The organism is Pseudomonas sp. LRF_L74 (assembly GCF_965644255.1).
GTDB lineage: Bacteria > Pseudomonadota > Gammaproteobacteria > Pseudomonadales > Pseudomonadaceae > Aquipseudomonas.
The window spans coordinates 91,638-109,621 of record NZ_CBFFRH010000011.1; the positions used below are offsets into that span (position 1 = coordinate 91,638).

General features: G+C 64.6%; 16 protein-coding genes. 9 read left to right on the plus strand and 7 right to left on the minus strand.

The window, feature by feature from the left end; genetic code table 11:
• Nucleotides 1-21: 21 nt before the first annotated feature.
• Entirely contained in the window at nt 22-552 is a 531-nt protein-coding gene (locus ACSZPK_RS23285; RefSeq protein ID WP_437883960.1) for a molybdopterin-dependent oxidoreductase, read from the minus strand.
• Between the two features lie 10 nt (nt 553-562).
• Complete coding sequence (locus ACSZPK_RS23290) at nt 563-2,497, minus strand: TonB-dependent receptor plug domain-containing protein (RefSeq protein ID WP_437883961.1); 1,935 nt, start codon at nt 2,495-2,497, stop codon at nt 563-565.
• Between the two features lie 361 nt (nt 2,498-2,858).
• Between ACSZPK_RS23290 and ACSZPK_RS23295 the strand changes: the two genes are divergently transcribed.
• Complete coding sequence (locus ACSZPK_RS23295; RefSeq protein ID WP_437883962.1) at nt 2,859-4,172, plus strand: MFS transporter; 1,314 nt, start codon at nt 2,859-2,861, stop codon at nt 4,170-4,172.
• Here ACSZPK_RS23295 and ACSZPK_RS23300 read toward each other — a convergent pair.
• The 3 genes from ACSZPK_RS23300 to ACSZPK_RS23310 are packed head-to-tail and all read right to left on the minus strand — an operon-like array spanning nt 4,169 to nt 7,207.
• Nucleotides 4,169-5,491: a leucine-rich repeat-containing protein kinase family protein gene (locus tag ACSZPK_RS23300; protein ID WP_437883963.1), complete on the minus strand. Its 1,323-nt coding sequence runs from the start codon at nt 5,489-5,491 to the stop codon at nt 4,169-4,171. The two genes, ACSZPK_RS23295 and ACSZPK_RS23300, sit on opposite strands and share 4 nt — an antisense overlap.
• 43 nt (nt 5,492-5,534) lie before the next feature.
• Nucleotides 5,535-6,278 carry a vWA domain-containing protein gene (locus ACSZPK_RS23305; protein WP_437883964.1) on the minus strand — a complete coding sequence of 248 codons (744 nt, stop codon included), beginning with the start codon at nt 6,276-6,278 and terminating at the stop codon, nt 5,535-5,537.
• A complete protein-coding gene (locus ACSZPK_RS23310; protein ID WP_437883965.1) occupies nt 6,203-7,207 on the minus strand; it encodes an ATP-binding protein in 1,005 nt (334 codons plus the stop codon). Before ACSZPK_RS23310 ends, ACSZPK_RS23305 begins: the two co-directional genes overlap by 76 nt.
• Nucleotides 7,208-7,764: 557 nt before the next feature.
• On the opposite strand from ACSZPK_RS23310, the gene ACSZPK_RS23315 reads away from it, so the two are divergent.
• The 5 genes from ACSZPK_RS23315 (at nt 7,765) to ACSZPK_RS23335 (ending at nt 13,914) form a co-directional block, all read left to right on the plus strand.
• On the plus strand, nt 7,765-8,841 hold the full coding sequence (locus ACSZPK_RS23315; protein ID WP_437883966.1) for a 3-deoxy-7-phosphoheptulonate synthase: 1,077 nt from the start codon (nt 7,765-7,767) through the stop codon (nt 8,839-8,841).
• Between the two features lie 293 nt (nt 8,842-9,134).
• Entirely contained in the window at nt 9,135-10,052 is a 918-nt protein-coding gene (locus ACSZPK_RS23320; protein WP_437883967.1) for an AAA family ATPase, read from the plus strand.
• Nucleotides 10,053-10,063: 11 nt separating this feature from the next.
• Complete coding sequence (locus ACSZPK_RS23325) at nt 10,064-11,008, plus strand: DUF58 domain-containing protein (RefSeq protein ID WP_437884061.1); 945 nt, start codon at nt 10,064-10,066, stop codon at nt 11,006-11,008.
• A complete protein-coding gene (locus tag ACSZPK_RS23330) occupies nt 11,005-13,002 on the plus strand; it encodes a transglutaminase TgpA family protein (RefSeq protein ID WP_437883968.1) in 1,998 nt (665 codons plus the stop codon). Before ACSZPK_RS23325 ends, ACSZPK_RS23330 begins: the two co-directional genes overlap by 4 nt.
• A gap of 114 nt (nt 13,003-13,116) precedes the next feature.
• Nucleotides 13,117-13,914 (plus strand): acyl-CoA thioesterase, encoded by a 798-nt coding sequence (locus ACSZPK_RS23335; RefSeq protein WP_437883969.1) that lies wholly within the window; start codon nt 13,117-13,119, stop codon nt 13,912-13,914.
• Here ACSZPK_RS23335 and ACSZPK_RS23340 read toward each other — a convergent pair.
• Nucleotides 13,911-14,714 carry a TatD family hydrolase gene (locus tag ACSZPK_RS23340; protein WP_437883970.1) on the minus strand — a complete coding sequence of 268 codons (804 nt, stop codon included), beginning with the start codon at nt 14,712-14,714 and terminating at the stop codon, nt 13,911-13,913. The genes ACSZPK_RS23335 and ACSZPK_RS23340 overlap by 4 nt on opposite strands.
• Before the next feature lie 201 nt (nt 14,715-14,915).
• Here ACSZPK_RS23340 and ACSZPK_RS23345 point away from each other — a divergent pair, with 201 nt between their 5' ends.
• From ACSZPK_RS23345 to ACSZPK_RS23355, 3 genes are all read left to right on the plus strand, one after another.
• Nucleotides 14,916-16,328 carry a transglycosylase SLT domain-containing protein gene (locus ACSZPK_RS23345; RefSeq protein ID WP_437883971.1) on the plus strand — a complete coding sequence of 471 codons (1,413 nt, stop codon included), beginning with the start codon at nt 14,916-14,918 and terminating at the stop codon, nt 16,326-16,328.
• A gap of 103 nt (nt 16,329-16,431) precedes the next feature.
• Nucleotides 16,432-16,866 (plus strand): DoxX family protein, encoded by a 435-nt coding sequence (locus ACSZPK_RS23350; protein WP_437883972.1) that lies wholly within the window; start codon nt 16,432-16,434, stop codon nt 16,864-16,866.
• Nucleotides 16,867-17,118: 252 nt separating this feature from the next.
• Nucleotides 17,119-17,436: a class I SAM-dependent methyltransferase gene (locus ACSZPK_RS23355; protein ID WP_437883973.1), complete on the plus strand. Its 318-nt coding sequence runs from the start codon at nt 17,119-17,121 to the stop codon at nt 17,434-17,436.
• Nucleotides 17,437-17,445: 9 nt separating this feature from the next.
• Here ACSZPK_RS23355 and greB read toward each other — a convergent pair whose 3' ends face one another.
• Nucleotides 17,446-17,943: a transcription elongation factor GreB gene (gene greB, locus ACSZPK_RS23360; protein ID WP_437883974.1), complete on the minus strand. Its 498-nt coding sequence runs from the start codon at nt 17,941-17,943 to the stop codon at nt 17,446-17,448.
• Nucleotides 17,944-17,984: the final 41 nt, after the last annotated feature.

A 17,984-nucleotide genomic window follows, 5' to 3' on the forward strand; every position in this document is an offset into this window, starting at 1 on the left:
AGTCGCTTCGAACCCGGGCGCTCAAGGCACCAGGTGCAATTCCACGCTCTTCAGCCATTTCACATGGCGCGGACCGGGATTGTGGTCGCAGCCGGAGATCAGCGCGATCTTGCCGCTTTCGTCCGCCAGTGGCTGGCCGTGCTGGCGCACGGCGACCACCACGGCATCGCCGCCATTGCTGTTGAACAGCTCGTTCCAGGTGAACAGGGCAACGTAGTCGTCACTGGCGCGGGCGACGATGTAGGCGCGCTTCCACGCCTTGGGATCGTCGCCGCTGAGCGTGGTTTTTTGTAGCAGGTCGCGCAGGCGCACGCCGTTGTAGCCTTTCTCCGCCAGTTCCGGCGAGCTGCCGGGGCACGTTGCGGCCAGGCTAGTCACATCCTGGCCGGGCAGGGCCTGAAGCTGTTCGAGGCTGTAGCGCTGCGCTTGCTGCACATCGCCCTCGATCAGCAGCTCGCGGGTCACGTAGCTGCTCGGATCGTCCGGGACGAACTCGGCCTGGGTCGCGCTACACAGCAGGCCCAGGGCCATGCCGGTCAGGTAACGATGCATGACGTACTCCTCAGAAGCTGTAGCGCAGGTTGGTGAAGTAGGTCCGGCCGGCTTCCGGGTAGCCGTAGGCCAGTTCGTAGTTCTCGTCGGTGATGTTGTTGACCCCGGCTTCCACGCTCAGGCCCGCGTAGATCTGCAAGGCAGCCTTGAGATTGCCAGTGGTGAAGCTGTCGACCCGCGTCGTGTCGGACGACCAGCGCTGGTCGGCGTATTCCAGGCTGGCGATCAGGTTCAGGCGTGGGACGACCTGCCAGTCGGCCCAGGCGTTGAGCTTGTTGCGCGGGCTGTCGACCAGGCGCGTATCGGAGCTGAGGTTGCGGCGTTCCAGGTAGGTGTAGGCGACGCCGGTCTCCAGGCCTTCGCCGAAGGTCTGGCGTAGAGTCAGCTCGGCACCGCGATGGCGGGCCTTGTTGATGTTCTGCATCTGGTACAGCGTCGGTGTGGTGGACACGGTCACGCGTTGGATCAGGTCTTCGATGTCGCTCTGGAACAGCGCCGCTTCCAGGTGCCCGCCGGTCCAGGGCTGGCCCTGGTAGCCGACTTCATAGTGGGTCGCTTGCTCAGGCTTGAGGTTGGGGTTGGCGACGAAGGTGTTGAAACGCAGCGAGTAGCGATCCTTCAGCGTCGGCAGGCGGCTCTTGCGGGCGATGCTGGCGTACAGGCGATGCGCGGGCGTCAGGTCGAAGTACAGCGCGCCCTGATAGTTGTTGGCCGATTGCTCGTCCGGCTTGGCGTAGACGTCGGCATCCTGCGGGGTGAGGGTGTCGCGGCTGGCGCCGAGGGCGAGGCTCCAGCGCGGCGCCAGTTCGATGGTGTCCTCGATGGCGATCGAGGTCATGCGGTCCTTCAGGCGTTTGGTCACCACGCTGCCGTCATCTTCCTCATGGCGATCCTGCTTGGTGTAGTACTGCACCTTGATGGTGTTGGCTTGCAGGCGCGTGCTTTGCAACTGGATCGAGCCACCGAGGCTGTGGTCGTCGTAATTGCTGACGGAAGTGATGGCGCTGTAGGTCGCGTTGGAATAGGTATCCAGGCCGTTGCTGTAGTGATCGGCGAAGGCGCGGATGCGCAGGCTTTCATGGTCGGTCAGGGCCTTGTCGACGATGGCGTAGTAGCTTTCCTTGTCCCAGTACGGCCAGCGCCAGTAGCGAGCGGTGGCCGTGGTGTCGGTGCTCGTCAGGTTGCCCTTGGCGCCGTCCTGGCGCACGTAGCCGATGGCGTATTCGTCGGTGTCATTGGGCGTCAGGCCGATCTTCAGTGACTGCTTGCGATCCTTGTAGTCGCTGTTTTCGCGCTTGTGCCCGTTTTCTCGCGCATTGGCTGTGAAGTCATCGGACATCGGCATGTAGTCGGCTTCGTCCTCGGAAGCGCTGGCCTGCAGGTACCAGAGCCCCTGGTTGGTGCCGACGTTGATGTGCTTGCGCTCCAGCCCGCCGCTGCCGACGCCGAGCAGTACGTCGCCCTCGAATTCGCGGGTCGGGCGACGGGTGACCAGGTTGATCGCGCCGCCCAGGGTGTTGGGGCCGTACATCATCGAACTCATGCCCTTGGCGACCTGGATCGAGGCGAGGTCGGCGGTGGTGAAGCGGTCGAGGTCGACATAGCCGTCATAGGGCACGTACACCGGAATGCCGTCGATGAAGATCGGCGCCTGGCGCGAATCGAAGCCGCGCAGGCTGATGGTGCCTTCGTTGCGGGCGTTGGTGGCGGTGCTGATACCGCTGAGGGTTTCCAGCGCTTCGGTGACGGTATGGGTCTCCAGGCGCTGCATGTCCTTGGCGTCGATGCGCGTGGCGATCTGGTCGCCGAACGCGTTGTCCTGGTCTTCGTCGGTGGCCTTGACATGCAGTTCGCCAAGGGTGAAAGGCGAGGCGTGAACCTGGGCGATGCCGCCTGCGGCGAGCAGTCCGAGGGCCAGGGCGCGCCAGGAAAGGGAGCTGTGCATCTCGAAACGTCCTTTGTAGTGCTTCGTTGTATGTTTTTTTATATAGCGACAGGTGTGACTCATCAGCCGGCATGCGGCCTGTGTCGGAAATCGTCGCGGAAGGCAATGCTGGATGCGTTACGGCGTGAGCCGGAACGCGAAGCGCGGGGAGTATGAAATGCGCGATAGCGCTATATCCAGATGGATATAGCGCTGATCCAGGGATGGGAAAGCCGCCGTATCCTGTGATGTGGCGATTCGCCAAGGGCTTGTCGGTGTCGACTATCTGCGTGTCGTGTTTCATGCGTCATCGCCCGTCCGTTACCGCGTAGCGTGTCCGCGAATGGTGCCAGCGGCATCGAGACCATTCAGGGGGCGCCGCATGACGGCCACTCGGTATCAGGCGGGGCAGGCAGTCGACATCGGCATCCTGCGCAAAGTCATCGCGGCATCGGCCATCGGCAACTTCGTCGAGTGGTTCGATTTTGCGGTCTACGGGTTTCTCGCGGTCACCATCGCCGCACTGTTCTTTCCCCAGGGCGATCCGACCCTGGCCTTGCTGCAGACCTTCGCGGTCTTCGCCGTGTCATTCGCCCTGCGTCCGCTGGGCGGCATCGTCTTCGGCATCCTCGGCGACCGCATCGGGCGCAAGCGGGTGCTGTCGGTCACCGTGCTGATGATGGCGGGCGCCACGACCTTGATCGGGCTGTTGCCGACCTATGCCAGCCTGGGATTGGTCGCGCCGTTGCTGCTGGCCCTGGCGCGTTGCATCCAGGGTTTTTCCGCGGGCGGCGAATACGCTGGCGCCTGTGCCTTCGTCATGGAGCACGCGCCGACGGAACAGAAGGCACGCTACGGCAGCTTCGTGCCGGTATCGACGTTCATGGCCTTCGCCTGCGCCGCCGCCATCGTCTTCGGCCTGGGGCTGTGCCTGGACGATGCGCAGATGCAGGCATGGGGCTGGCGCGTGCCGTTTCTGGTCGCCGCACCATTGGGCCTGATTGGTCTGTACATGCGCTTGCGCCTGGATGAGTCGCCGGCGTTCAAGGCGATGGCGGCGCAGCCCCAGGCCGAGCATTCGCCGTTCGTGGAAACCCTGCGCGGTCACGGCACCACCATTCTCTGCCTGGCGGCGTTCATTTCGGCGACGGCACTGTCGTTCTATATGTTCACGACCTACCTGACCACCTACATGCAGGTGGTGGGTGGCGCGGCACGGCCCACGGCACTGCTGGCGAGCCTGCTGGCGCTGACTTTCGCGGGCGTGTTGTGTCCGTTGGTCGGGCGTTATTCGGACTGGGTCGGGCGGCGCAAGACCATCCTTACCGCGTGCCTGTGCCTGATCGGCGCGGTCTACCCGGCCTTCCACCTAGCCGCGTCGGGTGAGTTGATCGCGTCGGCCATCGGCGCCATGTTGCTGGCCATCGGCGCGGTGATCTGTGGTGTGGTGACTGCCGTGCTGCTGTCCGAGCAGTTCCCGACGCGGGTGCGCTATACCGCTTCGGCATTCACCTACAACCTGGCCTATACCGTGTTCGGCGGCACCGCCCCGTTGGTGGCGACCTGGTTGATCGAGCAGACCGGCAACCGCATGTCGCCGGCGTTCTACCTGATCGCCATTGCCTTGCTGGCGCTGGCTGGAGGCATGGCCTTGCCCGAATCGTCGAAGCGTTCGCTGGATGATCCGATGCGCTAGGGTCTGTCGTCTTGGGCTAAAAGGAGCAGCGTGCTCAATGTCGCTTCGATTTCCGCAAAATCCGGGCGATCCCTCACGTGTCCCTGCTGGCAACGGGTAAGCAAGGGTTCCAGTGCCTGTCGATGCGAGGCAGGCATCTCACTGCGGGTCATCAATTCCTCCAGCAAGATAGCGAATGCCCGTACTTCGATGCGTTGCAGCGCGGCATGCTGCGATGGCGCATCGGGCGGATAGAAAGAGGCCGCGCCGAAGTCACCGAGCACTGCGTTGCCAGCCTCGTCGAAGAGGATGTTGTGGCCGTACAAGTCGCCATGATTGATGCCTTGCCCATGCAGGTGAAGCGCGGCGCTGGCGATGCCGCTGAGCAGGCGCAAGGCTTGCTCGAAGGGCAGCGCCCAGCCCGGCGAATACGTATCGCGACTGCAGCTTTCCAGGCTCGGCGGGCCGGCCAGGGTATGAAAGCCTGGGTCGATCAGGCGTAGCAGCAAGCCCTGCATGCCGGATGGGTGATCGCGTAGGCGAGCCAGTACGCCGATCAGGTTAGGGTGCGTGCCGCCCGCGAGGCAGGCGCTCATTTCGCTGGCCGGTGTGCCATCGCTGGTCATCTGGCCCTTGAACAGCTTCAGTGCGACCGGCTCGCTGCTGCCATCGGCTTTTTGCCAGCGCGCTTGGTGAATGACGCCGGAGGCGCCTTGACCAAGCTCCTGCTCCAGCTCCAGTTCACGCCAGGACACTTCTGCTGCTGGCGTATCGGGATGCCTGGCGAACGGATTACCGGCGTAAGCCAGCCAGGCCAGGCGCGGCAGTTCGAGCAGCCAGTCGGGCAATGCCGGCAGTTGGTTGGCGGCGATGCGCAGCAGTTCAAGGTTATGGCAGCGAGCGAGGCTGGCGGGCAATGAACGCAGGCGATTGCCGGCGAGCATCAGCTTCTGCAGGTCGGCGCAGTCGCCAAGGGCGTCTGGCAGCGTTTCCAGGCGATTGTCCGTAAGGATCAGCCAGCGCAAGCGTGGCGGCAGCGCCCGCTCGGATAGCTCGCGAATTCGGTTGGACTTGAAGCCGACCATGCGCAGGGCAGGGCAGCGGCCAAGCACTTCGGGAACGTGTTCGAAGCGGTTGTTGGAGCAGAACAGCACCTTCAGCTTGTGCAGGCGTGGCAGGTCTGGCGGCAGGTCGCTCAAGCGGTTGTCACTCAGGTTGAGCACTTCGAGGCTGTCGGCGAGGCGGAAGATTTCCTCGGGGAAATGCTCCAGCGCTTCGGCCAGGTCCAGGCGCGTGACGCCATGGAGCTGGCCGCTACGCAGTTGATCGAGGGTGTGCATGGGCTGCTGCCGGCTGTCGAACGAGGCCGCGCAGTGTACGCATTTAACGCGATACCGGCAGCGTCTCGATATGGCGGTAGTCGGCGCCAAGCTGGTCAGCCAATTGCCGGGCCTTGCCGATACGGATCGGGGCGGACTCGATGTCGACCACCAGGGTCGGGCAACCGCTCGCCGCCAGTGCAGGCCATTCACGCAGCCGGCCATCGGTGATGACCAGCAGGCGCTGGCGCTCGCCCGGTTTGGCTCGTTGGCGCCGCTGCAGCCATTGCTGGGCTTGGCGCAGCGCGTCGATCAGCGGGCTGCCGCCACCGGCGCCGAGTTCATTCAGCCAGTCTTGCAGCGCCGCCGAGGCTTTCTGGCCTTGCCAGTGCCATTGGGCGTGGGCGCCATGGGCGTCGAGCAGGGCGATCCGTGCGCGTGCCCGGTAGGCGTGTGCGAACAGCTCGGCGAGCAGGCCCTTGGCTTGGCCGAGAGCGCCATGGCGCCGGGTCGATGCGGAGGCATCGACGACGATCAGCCACAGTTGCGGCGATGTTGCGCTACGCGGCCTGCGTTGCAGGTCCTGGCGTCGGCGCGGCCGCCCTTGCAGCAGGCTGGCGAGCCAGTCCATGGCGCCGTCGTTGCCAGCCCGTCGCTGGCCGCTGCGTCCACCGCTTTGTGCGCCTGGCCTGGGCTGCGCATCGGTCCCCGCAGAGGCGCGCGGGGCGATGCTCAGGGCTTTTTTGGCCAGCGTGGCGGCTCGCGACGCTCGCCCGTGGCTTGCGCTTGGGCGGGCAACTCGCCCCATTGGCCTTCACCGGCCGCTTCAGCCTGGCTTGAGGTCGAGGCGGAAGAGGCCGGCGGCTGGGCGGGGGATTGTGCTGGATGAGCGCGGCGGCGATGGCGCAGGACGAACTCTTCCACCGCATCGATATCGGTTTCGCTGATGCGCGGCTCGCCCCGCCAGGCCGCATGGGCGCGGGCTGCACGCAGCCAGACCAGGTCGGCGCGCAGACCGTCGACGGCTGCGGCGAAACAGCGCTGGCTGATCGCCTCCACGGCCGGATCATCCAGTTCGATCTGGCTTACCAGCAGGCGTGCGTTCTGGCAGCGCAGCGCCAGGTGGTTCTGTTCGCTGGACCAGCGTTCGAGGAACGCCTGTGGGTCCGCATCGAAGGCCAGGCGGCGACGGACGATTTCGGCGCGCTGTGCGGGCTGTGGCTGCCCGGCGAGGGCGATGTTCAGGCCGAAGCGATCCAGCAACTGTGGACGCAACTCGCCTTCCTCGGCGTTCATGGTGCCGATCAGGCTGAAGCGTGCCGCATGACGATGGGAAACGCCGTCGCGCTCGACATGGTTGACGCCGCTGGCGGCGGCGTCGAGCAGCAGGTCGACCAGATGATCGGGCAGCAGGTTGACCTCGTCGACATACAGCACGCCGCCGTTGGCCTTGCTCAACAGGCCCGGAGAAAACTTCGCTCGGCTTTCGCCAAGCGCCGCCTCGAGGTCCAGGGTGCCGACGATGCGCTCCTCGCTGGCGCCTAGCGGCAGGGTGACGAAACTGGCGCCGGGCAGCAGGTCGGCCAGGCCACGGGCCAGGGTCGATTTGGCCATGCCGCGTGGCCCCTCGATCAGCACGCCGCCTATCGCCGGGTCGATGGCCACCAGGCACAGCGCCAGTTTCAGCTCGTCGGAGCCGACCACGGCGGCGAGTGGATAATGCGGGCTGTCGATCATGCTGTGGTCCGGGCATCAGGAAGAGGGGGCATTGTAGGGGATTTGCGCGTACAGGCCGCAATCGATAAAGCCATTACCCGGATTGTGTGAAATAGGTGCTTGCAATCGGCGGCGCCGATGGATTAACTTCGATGCCATTCAATGGAGTCCACCATGTCGCCTTCCCCGATCCTGTCCACTGTTCGCCTCGATGCCCTGTGCGTCGCGGTCGCTCGTGCGCAGGCATCCGTGGTCGCGGCCGCCGCTTATTACTTTTATGGGTATTGGTTTAGCCACAGGCGCGCCTGATACCCCACAGGCGCCCTGAAACGAAGGGTCGCCACCAGACAGTTTCTCGAAACCCCCGGTCGGCAACCCGACCGGGGGTTTTGTTTTTGGCTTGCCGATTTTTACAGATAGAGGATTCGACGATGACCGCCTACACCCGCTACCAGACCGATTACCGCTACGACTGGCGATTTACCCAGGGCCAGGTCGCCCACCCACTCAATCGAACATCCAATCGAGCCAGATAGTCGCCGGGCGTGGTCAGCGCCACGCCGGCCGAGGAAAACAGCATGTCCGTAGCCATCAATTCCCGTTCCAAGTCCAACGAGCCGAAACCAAGCATCGCTCGCCGCCAGACCGCACCGTTGCCCAGTGCCGCGCAACTGCGCGAGCAACTGCCGCTTGCTCCCGCCCTGGCCCGCCAGATCCAGCAGCAACGCCAATCCATACGCGCCATCCTCGCCGGTCATGATCCGCGCCTGCTGGTGGTGGTCGGCCCATGCTCGCTGCACGACGACAAGGCCGTGCTCGAATACGCCGAGCGCCTGGCGACCCTCAGCCAGCGCGTGGGCGACCGCCTGCTGCTGGTGATGCGCGCCTACGTGGAGAAGCCGCGCACCACGGTGGGTTGGAAAGGCCTGGTCTACGACCCGGCCCTGGACGGCAGTGGCGACATGGCCGAAGGCTTGCGCCGCTCCCGGCAATTGATGCTGCGCATGCTGGAAATGGGCCTGCCGCTGTCCAGCGAGATCCTGCAGCCGCTGCTCGCGGGTTACTTCGACGACCTGCTCGGCTGGGCCGCCATCGGCGCGCGCACCAGCGAGTCGCAGGTGCACCGCGAACTGGTCAGTGGCCTGGACATGCCGGTGGGCTTCAAGAACGGCACCGACGGCAGCCTCGGCATCGCCTGTGACGCCATGCGCTCCGCCGCCCACGCCCACCAGCACTTCGGCGTCGATGCCCAGGGCCGTCCGGCGCTGGTACAGACCCTGGGCAACCCGGACACCCACCTGGTTTTGCGCGGTGGCCATGGCGCGCCGAACTACGACGCCGCCAGCGTCGCGATCGCCCGCGCCGAGCTGGAGCGCCAGGGCATCGAGCCAAGCATCATGGTCGATTGCAGCCATGCCAACAGCGGCAAGAACCCGTTGCGCCAGCCCGAAGTGCTGCGCAGCGTGCTCGACCAGCGCCTGGCCGGCGATGGTTCGTTGCGCGCGGTAATGATCGAAAGCCATCTGTTCGACGGCGCTCAGAGCCTCGGCGGCGAGTTGCGCTATGGCGTGTCGATCACCGATGGCTGCCTGGGCTGGGACGGCACCGAGCGCATGCTGATCGATGCCGCGGTGCGCATGCGTCATCTGGTGTGAGCCGAAGGCTTCAAGCAAAAGCGCCAGCGACTCCAGACTGTGTGAAAACTCTGCGCTCGGCCATGCGGCGTTAAAAAACGGCTCAAAATGCTCATTTACAACGCGTAAACTGCGCTTTTTCGCCGTTTTTTGCCTTGCCTGACCGTCGCTCGCTACGTTTTCACACAGCCTGGACTCGCGCCTTTACTTGAAACGTGCCGCCTGGGGCTGCTCTTTGGTGAGCAAAGTTTGCCGGGTACTTGCCATTCTCCTTGTGGGCGCTAGGATCGGTCGCCTGTCACAAGGAGATGCCCATGCGCACCAAGCTGGATGAAGTTCTGCAGGCCGTGAACCAGATCGTGTTGGGCAAGGAACAGCAGGTGCGCCTGGCACTCACTTGCCTGTTGGCCAAGGGGCATCTGTTGATCGAAGACTTGCCGGGCATGGGCAAGACCACCTTGAGCCATGCCCTGGCGCGTATCCTCGGCCTGAGCTTCCAGCGCATCCAGTTCACTTCCGACCTGCTGCCCGGCGACATTCTCGGCACTTCGGTGTTCGACAAGGACAGCGGTCAGTTCACCTTTCACCCTGGCCCGATCTTCGCCGAGCTGGTGCTGGCCGACGAGATCAACCGCGCCACGCCCAAGAGCCAGAGTGCGCTGCTCGAAGCCATGGAGGAGGGCCAGGTGACCATCGAGGGCGCGACCCGGCCGTTGCCCGAACCGTTCTTCGTCATCGCCACGCAAAATCCGGTGAGCCAGGGTGGCACCTTCGCCTTGCCCGAGTCGCAGCTCGACCGCTTCCTCATGCGCCTGTCCCTGGGCTATCCGGCCAAGGCAGCGGAAAAGGCGTTGCTGCTCGGCGAAGCGCGTCGTGAGCTGCTGCCGAAGATCGACCCGCTGCTCGATCATGCCGAACTGGCCGCCATCCAGGCGCTGATCCCGCAGGTGCGCGCCAGCGATGCACTGGTCGATTATGTGCTGCGCCTGGTCGAGGCCACCCGCAGCCAGCCGCAGTTCGCCTGGGGCCTGTCGCCGCGCGGCAGCCTGGCGCTGCTGGCCGCGGCGCGGGCCTGGGCGTTCCTGGCCAATCGTGACTACGTGATCCCCGAAGACGTGCAGGCGGTGTTGCCGTCGGTGGTCGCCCATCGCTTGCGCGAGCGAGCCGACCCGGCCGGCCATGGTGGCGGCTCCCTGGTGCAGTGGCTGTTGCGCGAAGTGCCGGCGGTCTGAGCGCCGTGTCCGTGCTCAAGCCGCGCTGGCGCCGCTGGCTGGCCAAGCGCATCCCGCCGGCCGCCGAAGTGCAGCTCAACCAGCGACGTATTTTCATCATGCCCACGCGGGTGGGAGCCGGTTTCGCCTGCATTCTGCTGATGACCTTGCTCGCCGGGATCAATTACGAGAACAGCCTGGCCTACGCCCTGACCTTTCTGCTGGGCTCGGTGTTCGTCGTGGCGATCCTGCACACCTATCGCAACTTCAGCGGCCTGATCCTCAAGGCCGGACGCAGCGGCCCGGTGTTCGTCGGCGAGCAGGCGCGCTTCCAGGTACGCCTGGAGAGCGCCGGGCGCGAGCACCAGGCGATCAGCATCGGCTGGCCACAGGCTTGCGTGCAGACCCTCGATGTGCCGGCCGCTGGCGGCAGCGAGTGCGAGCTTGACCTGCCCGCGGCGCGGCGCGGCTGGCTGCGTCCGGATCGCCTGCGGGTGGAAAGTCGTTTTCCGCTGGGCATCCTGGTGGCCTGGAGCTGGGTCGATCTCGACCAGGCGGTGCTGGTCTATCCGCGTCCGCTGGAGGGCGATCTGCCGCTCAGCGCCGGTGGCGAGGATGACCAGGAGCAAGGCACGCGGGCCATGGGGCAGGGGGCCGACGACTATCAGGGGCTGCGGGTCTATCAGCCTGGCGATAACCGCCGGCGCTTGCACTGGAAGGCTTATTCCCGTGGCCAGGGCTTGTTGGTCAAGGACTTCGCGGCAGTGACCGGGCGCGAACTGTGGCTGGACTATTTTGCCCTGGGCGGCGACATGGAGTCGCGACTTTCGCTGCTTTGCTACTGGGTCCTGCAACTGGACAGGCGTCAGCAGCCCTATGGCTTGCGCCTGCCTGGCCTGCAACTGCAGGCGGACATGGGCCAAGGGCATCGTGAGGCCTGTTTGCGGGCGCTGGCGTTGTATGGGGTAGCGGCATGATCGGTTCGACCAGCCAGCCTATCCCGCGCATTGGCCTGACCTGGCTGCTGGTGGCCCAGGTCCTGGTGATCCTGCCCCATCTGCTGCACCTGCCGTTGTGGATCGTGCCGCTGTGGCTGGTTTGCGCCGGATGGCGGGTGCAGGTGTTCCGCATGCGCGTGCGCTACGCCACGCGTTTCGAACGTATCGGACTGCTCATTCTCACGGCCATCGCGGTATTTCTCTCCCGGGGCAGCCTGGTCGGACTGGATGCCGGCGTGCTGCTGCTGGTCGCGACCTTCATCCTCAAGCTGGTGGAACTGCGTAGCAAACGCGATGCCTTGCTGCTGATCTTCCTTGGCTTTTTCGTGGTAGTGACCAGCTACCTGTTCGACGACAGCCTGCTCAGTGCCTTGTACAGCGTGCTGCCGGTCAGTGCCTTGCTCGCCGCGTTGATCGGCCTGCAGCAGAGCAGCCTGGCGCAGCGCCCGGCAGCCACCCTGAAGCTCGCCGGTTCGATGCTGCTGCAGGCGCTGCCGCTGATGCTGGTGCTGTTCCTGTTCTTTCCGCGCATGGGGCCATTGTGGAGCCTGCCCAATCCGAACAAGGCATTCACCGGCCTGAGCGACAACATGGCACCGGCCGACATCGCCAGCCTCAGCCAGTCCGATGCCCTGGCATTTCGAGCGAGCTTCGAAGGGCGTGTGCCCGAGCGGCGCGATTTGTATTGGCGAGCCTTGACCCTGGAGCACTTCGATGGCCGACGTTGGTCGCAGTCGTTCGTTGACCAGGGCCCCGATCCGGTGGAGTGGCAGCGGCGGGGGGAGAGCTTGCAGTACAGCATCGTCATGCAACCCAGTGGCAAACCCTGGCTGTTCGCCCTGGATGTAGGCATGAGCACTCAACAGGGCATTCGCCAGCGTAATGATTTCCGCCTGGAGAATCGTCGTCCGATCCTGCAGAACTTCATGTACAGCGTGACCTCCTGGCCTGCAGCAATCAGGCAGCCCACGCTGAGCGAGCCGATGCGCCGCCGCGACCTGCAACTGCCCAAGGATGGCGACCCACGCGCCCGTGCCTGGGCCGGGCAATTGCGCGAGCGATACACGGATGACCAGGCGCTGGCCGGCGAAGTGTTGCGTCACTTCAACCGCGAGCCCTTTGCCTACACCTTGCAGCCGCCGATCCTCGGGCGCGACAGCATCGACGAGTTCCTGTTCGATTCGCGTCGTGGTTTCTGTGCCCACTATGCCGGTGCGATGACCTTCGTCCTGCGTGCCGCCGGCATTCCCGCACGAGTGGTGGCGGGTTACCAGGGCGGCGATTTCAATCGCAACGGCAGTTATGTCTCGGTGCGCCAGTTCGATGCCCATGCCTGGATCGAATACTGGATCGAAGGCAAGGGCTGGATCAGCGCCGATCCCACGGCCCAGGTCTCACCGGAGCGTATCGAATATGGCCTGGAACGTGCCGTGCAGGACGAGCAGAGCTTTCTCCAGGATTCACCGCTGTCGCTGCTGCGCTACCGCGATATCGGCTGGCTCAACGAGCTGCGCCTGGGTTGGGACAGCCTCAACTACAACTGGCAGCGCTGGGTCCTCGGCTACAAGGCCGAGCAGCAGATGCAGACCCTGCAGCGTTTGTTCGGCAGTTTCGACTGGCAACGTCTGGGGCTGGTCATGGCGGCTGCCCTGGTCCTGCTGCTGGGCGGTTTGAGCCTGTTGCTGTTGCGTCCGTGGCGCCGTCGCTCGCGCGATCCGCAGCAGGTGCTGCTGCTGCGTTTCGAGAAGTTGCTGGCCCGCCATGGCATGCGTCGTGGCCGAGGCGAGGGCGTTCGCGCCTTCGCGGTCAGGGCGAGCCAACGCCTGCCGGCCCAGCGCGAGGCGATCATGGCGTTCGCGAACGCATTCGAAGCGCAGCGTTATGCCGGCCATGGGCCTTCGCCGAACAGCCTGGGCAAGGCGCTGGCGCGGCTGCGCAGGACATTGCCCTGGAAGCGGACACACGACGCCTGACACCGCGTTATCGCCCTATGTGGCGAGCAACGGCTGCCTTTTGTCCGCATCGTCACTCTGCCCCGCGGGGACCGTCACCTACACTTGCCCGAGCATTCGGAGGGAGGGTGGCGGATGAATTTCGCAGAGGTGATCAGAACGGTTCGTGAGCGGCCCGATGGGCTTGTCGTGCCCGAACTGTGGAGCCAGGGGCGCGCGGCCTTTGGCGGTGTCGTCGGGACGTTGTTGTACGAGTCGATGCGCGCCAGGGTCGCTGGCGAGCGAGCGCTGCGTTCGTTGTCGATCAGCTTCGTCGGGCCAATGGCGATGGGCGAACCGGTGCGATTGGAGGTCCAGGTTCTGCGCGAGGGGCGCGCTGTCAGCCAACTGTCGTGCAGCGCCAGCCAGGATGGCCAGGTGGTCGCTGTCGCCCAGGGCAGCTTCGGCGCTGCCCGAGTCTCGTCGGTCAGGGTCGCCGCCATCGAGCCGCCGCCGATCAAGGCAGTCGATGCCTGCCAGCGACTGCCCTATGTAAAAGGCCTGACTCCCGAGTTCATCCAGTTCTTCGACCTGCACTGGGCCGTTGGCGGCTTGCCATTCTCGGGCAGCACATCGCGGGAGATGGGCGGCTGGGTGCGCCTGGGCAATGAGACTGGGCGCGAGCGGATCGAAGCGTCTCATTTGCTGGCACTGGTCGATGCCTGGCCCTCGGCGGCGATTTCCCTGTTGAAGGCGCCAGCGCCGGCGAGTTCGTTGACCTGGACCATCGAGTTCATCCATCCGCTCGCCGAGGTGTACAGCGACGAGTTGTGCCAGTACCACGCGCACATCGAGCAGGCCAGCGACGGTTATGCCAACGTCGCAGCGGCACTCTGGAGCCCGCGCGGCGAGTTGCTGGCGATCAGCCGGCAGACCACGGTGATGTTCGACTAGAGCGTCGGCAGGTTAAAGAACGCTCGCGCGCAGGCGGTGGTATGGGCCGCGACGGCTTCGGCACTTTCGCCCCGATGCAGTGCCACCTCGCGCAGGACCTCCGGCAGATAGGCCGGCTCGTTGCGGCCGCTTTTCGGCTTTGGACGCAGGCTGCGGGGCAGCAGGTAGGGCGCGTCGCTTTCCAGCATCAGGCGGCCGGCGGGAATGTCGCGCAGCAACGGGTGCAGATGGCTGCCCCGGCGTTCGTCGCAGATCCAGCCGGTGATGCCGATGTGCAGGTCCAGGTCGAGGTAGCGGTAAAGCGTGTCGCGTTCGCCGGTGAAGCAGTGCACCACGGCGGCGCCAAGCTGGTCGCGGTAGTCGCGCAGGATGGCCAGCAGGCGTTCGCTGGCGTCGCGCTCATGGATGAACACCGGCAGTCGAAGCTCCACCGCCAGCGCCAGTTGCTCGGCGAACGCACGCTCCTGCTGCGTGCGGGGGGAGAAGTCGCGATTGAAGTCCAGGCCGCATTCGCCCACGGCGCGGGCCTGTGGTTGGGCCAGCAGGTCGCGGAAGTGACGGTGGCTGTCGGCATTCCAGTGCCTGGCATCATGGGGATGTACACCGGCGGTGCAGAACAGGTGCTGGCCGCTGTCGTCGAGTTCCTGGCAGAAGGCCAGGGCCTTTTCGCTTTCCGCCTGGCTGGTGCCGGTCAGGACCAGTTGGCATACGCCTGCCTCATAGGCGCGAGCGAGTACCGCTTCACGCTCTCGAGCGAGACTGTCGTGGGTCAGATTGACGCCGATGTCGATGAGTTGCATGGTGCTACCTCTGTTCAGGTGCGCGGCAGCATAGCAAAGCCAGACCATGGTCGATAAAACCAATAATTACAGACGGTTAGTCGAGTCGTTCGGGGCCGGATACCTTTTTCACATGGTGCCGCCAGGGCATCTGTGGCACCCTGCGCGCCCTTTTTCGCCCTTGCCGTCGATCGCCCGGTTTCGGCTCGCTCCGGAGGTCGGATGATTCGCCGCTGTCTTTTATTGCTCTGCTGCCTGGCTTGGCTGCCGTTGCCAGCCCAGGCGCGGTTGACGGGGCCGCCAGAGGCCTGGAACACCCCCAGCGTGACGCGCGACCTCGCCGAAATGCGCAAGAGTGGCGAATTGCGCGTGCTGGTCAACCAGAGCCGCAACAGCTCCGGCGAGATCAAGGGCCAGGTCATCGGCAGCGAATACCTGCGCCTGCGCGCTTTCGAGCAGTACCTCAACCGTAATGCCGGTGATGGCCGGACGATCAAGCTGAAATTGATCCCCAGGGGCAAGGAGCAACTGCTTGGCGCCCTGCAACGCGGCGAGGGCGATATCGTCGCGCCGGGTGAGTTGCTCGATGCCAGCCTGGCCCATGGCATCAGCGCGAGCACGGCGACCCGCAGTGATGTGCCGCTGGTGTTCGTCAGCCGCCAGGGTAATCGGCGCTACCAGCGCTTCGAGCAACTGTCCGGGCGTACCCTGGTTCTGCCTGCCGGCAGCGCGGCGAACCAGGCACTGATCCAGCTCAACCGGCTGCTTGCCGAGCGCAAGATGGCGCCGATTTCCATCGAGTGGGCCGATCCGAGCCTGGCCCTGGAAGACGTGCTGGAAATGGTCCAGGCCGGTATCTATCCCTTCACCATCGTCGAACAGCCGATTGCCGAACGCTGGGCACGGGTCATGCCCAAGCTGCGCGTCGACAGCGCCCTGGTGCTCGCCCGCGATGGCGACATGAGCTGGTATGCAAGGCGCGACGCACCGATGCTGCGGGCCAGTATCGATCGCTTCCTGGCTGGCTATCGCACACCAGACGATATCGATGCGGCGTTCCAGCGGGTCTACCGGCGGCTGTACCAGGTCCACTATCCGCTGGCCAAGACCGATCGCCAGCGCCTGGAGAAGGTGCGCCCGTTGCTGCAGAAGCATGCCGGCGCCCAGGACCTCGACTGGCTGGCACTGGCGGCGATGGCGTTCAAGGAGTCCTCTCTCAATCCCAAGGCCAAGGGTGTGGGCGGCGCCACTGGACTGATGCAGATCACCCCGGCGGCCGGGCGCAGGGTCGGGGTGAACAACGTGCAGGTCGTGGAGGGTAATGTCGAGGCGTCGGCCCGCTACCTGGCGATGTTGCGCCGCAAGTTCTTCGCCAGCGCCAAGCTGAACGAGCGCGAGCGACTGGCGTTCGTCCTCGCGGCCTACAACCTCGGCCCCGAGCGTGTGCAGAGCCTGCGTGCCCAGGCGCGCCGGCAGGGGCTGAATCCTAACCAATGGTTCTTCCAGGTCGAGCGGGTGGCGATGGAGGAAGTAGGCATGGGCGTGGTCAGCTACGTGAACAGCGTGAACAAGTACTACGTGGCATTCGACCGTGAGCGTGGGCAGCTTGAACCTAAGCTGAGCGTTAGGAAGTAATCGATTTTATAGATATTTATTAGCACGAAAATGCAATTTTAATATCTATTAATTTGAATATCATGGGCTCCACAACCTGACCTGTTCCCATAGGACGCCGCACATGAACACGCTGATCAAAAAACTCTTGTCCACCCGCGCCAGCATCGCCATCACCCTGCTGCGTGTCGTCACCGGCCTGACGTTCGCCTCCCACGGCTCGCAGAAACTGTTCGCCTGGTTTGGCGGTTACGGCCTGGAAGGCACCGGGCAATGGATGGAAAGCATCGGCATCCATCCCGGCTACCTGATGGCCGCCCTGGCAGGCAGCGCCGAGTTCTTCGGTGGCCTGGCCCTGGTCATCGGCCTGCTGGTACGTCCGGCGGCGGCTGCGCTGCTGTTCGCCATGCTGGTGGCGATCTTCACCGCTCACTGGTCCAGTGGTTTCTTCATCAGCAATGGCGGTTTCGAATACGCGATGATCCTGGCCCTGATCAGCGCCGTGCTGATCGTCGAGGGTGCCGGCAAACTGTCGCTGGATCGTCGCCTCGCCAACTGATCCTCACCGGCATCGAGGACTGGAAGGCCGCAGGTCGTGCGCCATGCACCCTGCGGCTTGCGGTTTTTTTACAGGAGGAGAGACGGCCATTGTTGACAGGCATGTGCGGTCTTCCTAGCATCTCGCTGCATTGCGCCGATTTAGTCAGCTACTTGCGGGGCGCAGGTTCGAACGGACCGAAATACCGCTAAAGCGCTGGTGCCGGTGCGCCTCTCGCCGCTGTCCAGCAGGAGCCACGAGGCGGAGAACGAAATGACCCTTGCCCAGCCGCAGATTCGTCTGGTCCCGATCACCCCGGGCCTGCATGCCACGACTCACAATCCCCGCATCCTGCTTGGCGGCAACCACCAGCCGACCTTGCTGCGCTGTCTCGATGGCTGGCCGAAGCGTTGGGGCAGCCCACGCAATTTCCTGATCCAGTTCAATCACGACGGCGAATCTCTGAGTCGTTTTCCCCGCGATGCCTTCGACATGGCCGTGATACAGACACCGGCAGAGCATGCCGACGTGCTGATCGGCGAGTTGCTGCGTGTGGCGCGCCAGGGCTTGATTACCCGGCGCGTCGATTGAGCGCGTTGCTCAGGGATACTCGATGGCCACGATGTACCAGAGCTTGTCGCCGGTCGGTGTCTGCACCCGCACTTCGGCGTCCAGGGGCTTGCCGACCAGGGCGCGGGCCAGGGGCGAGTCGATGCTGATGAGGTTCTGTTTCAGGTCGAACTCGTCGGGGCCGATGATGCGGTAGCGGGCTTCCTTGCCGTCTTCATCCTCCAGCGTGACCCAGGCGCCGAAATACACCTTGTCCGGGTCGCTCGGCTTGCTGGCGACGACCTTGAGTTTTTCCAGGCGTTTGCTCAGGAAACGCACGCGGCTGTCGATCTCGCGCAGCATCTTCTTGCCGTAGGTGTATTCCGCGTTCTCCGAGCGATCGCCCTGGGCCGCGGCTTCGCTTACCGACTGCGTCACCTTGGGCCGTTGCACGTGCCACAGTTCATGCAGTTCGGCGCGCAGGCGTGCTTCGCCTTCTGCTGTGATCAATGGCGTTCCGGCAGTACGGGGAGGGCGGTAGCGGCTCATGGAATCGCTCTGTTGGCAAAGGCGCAGAGTGTAAGGGATAA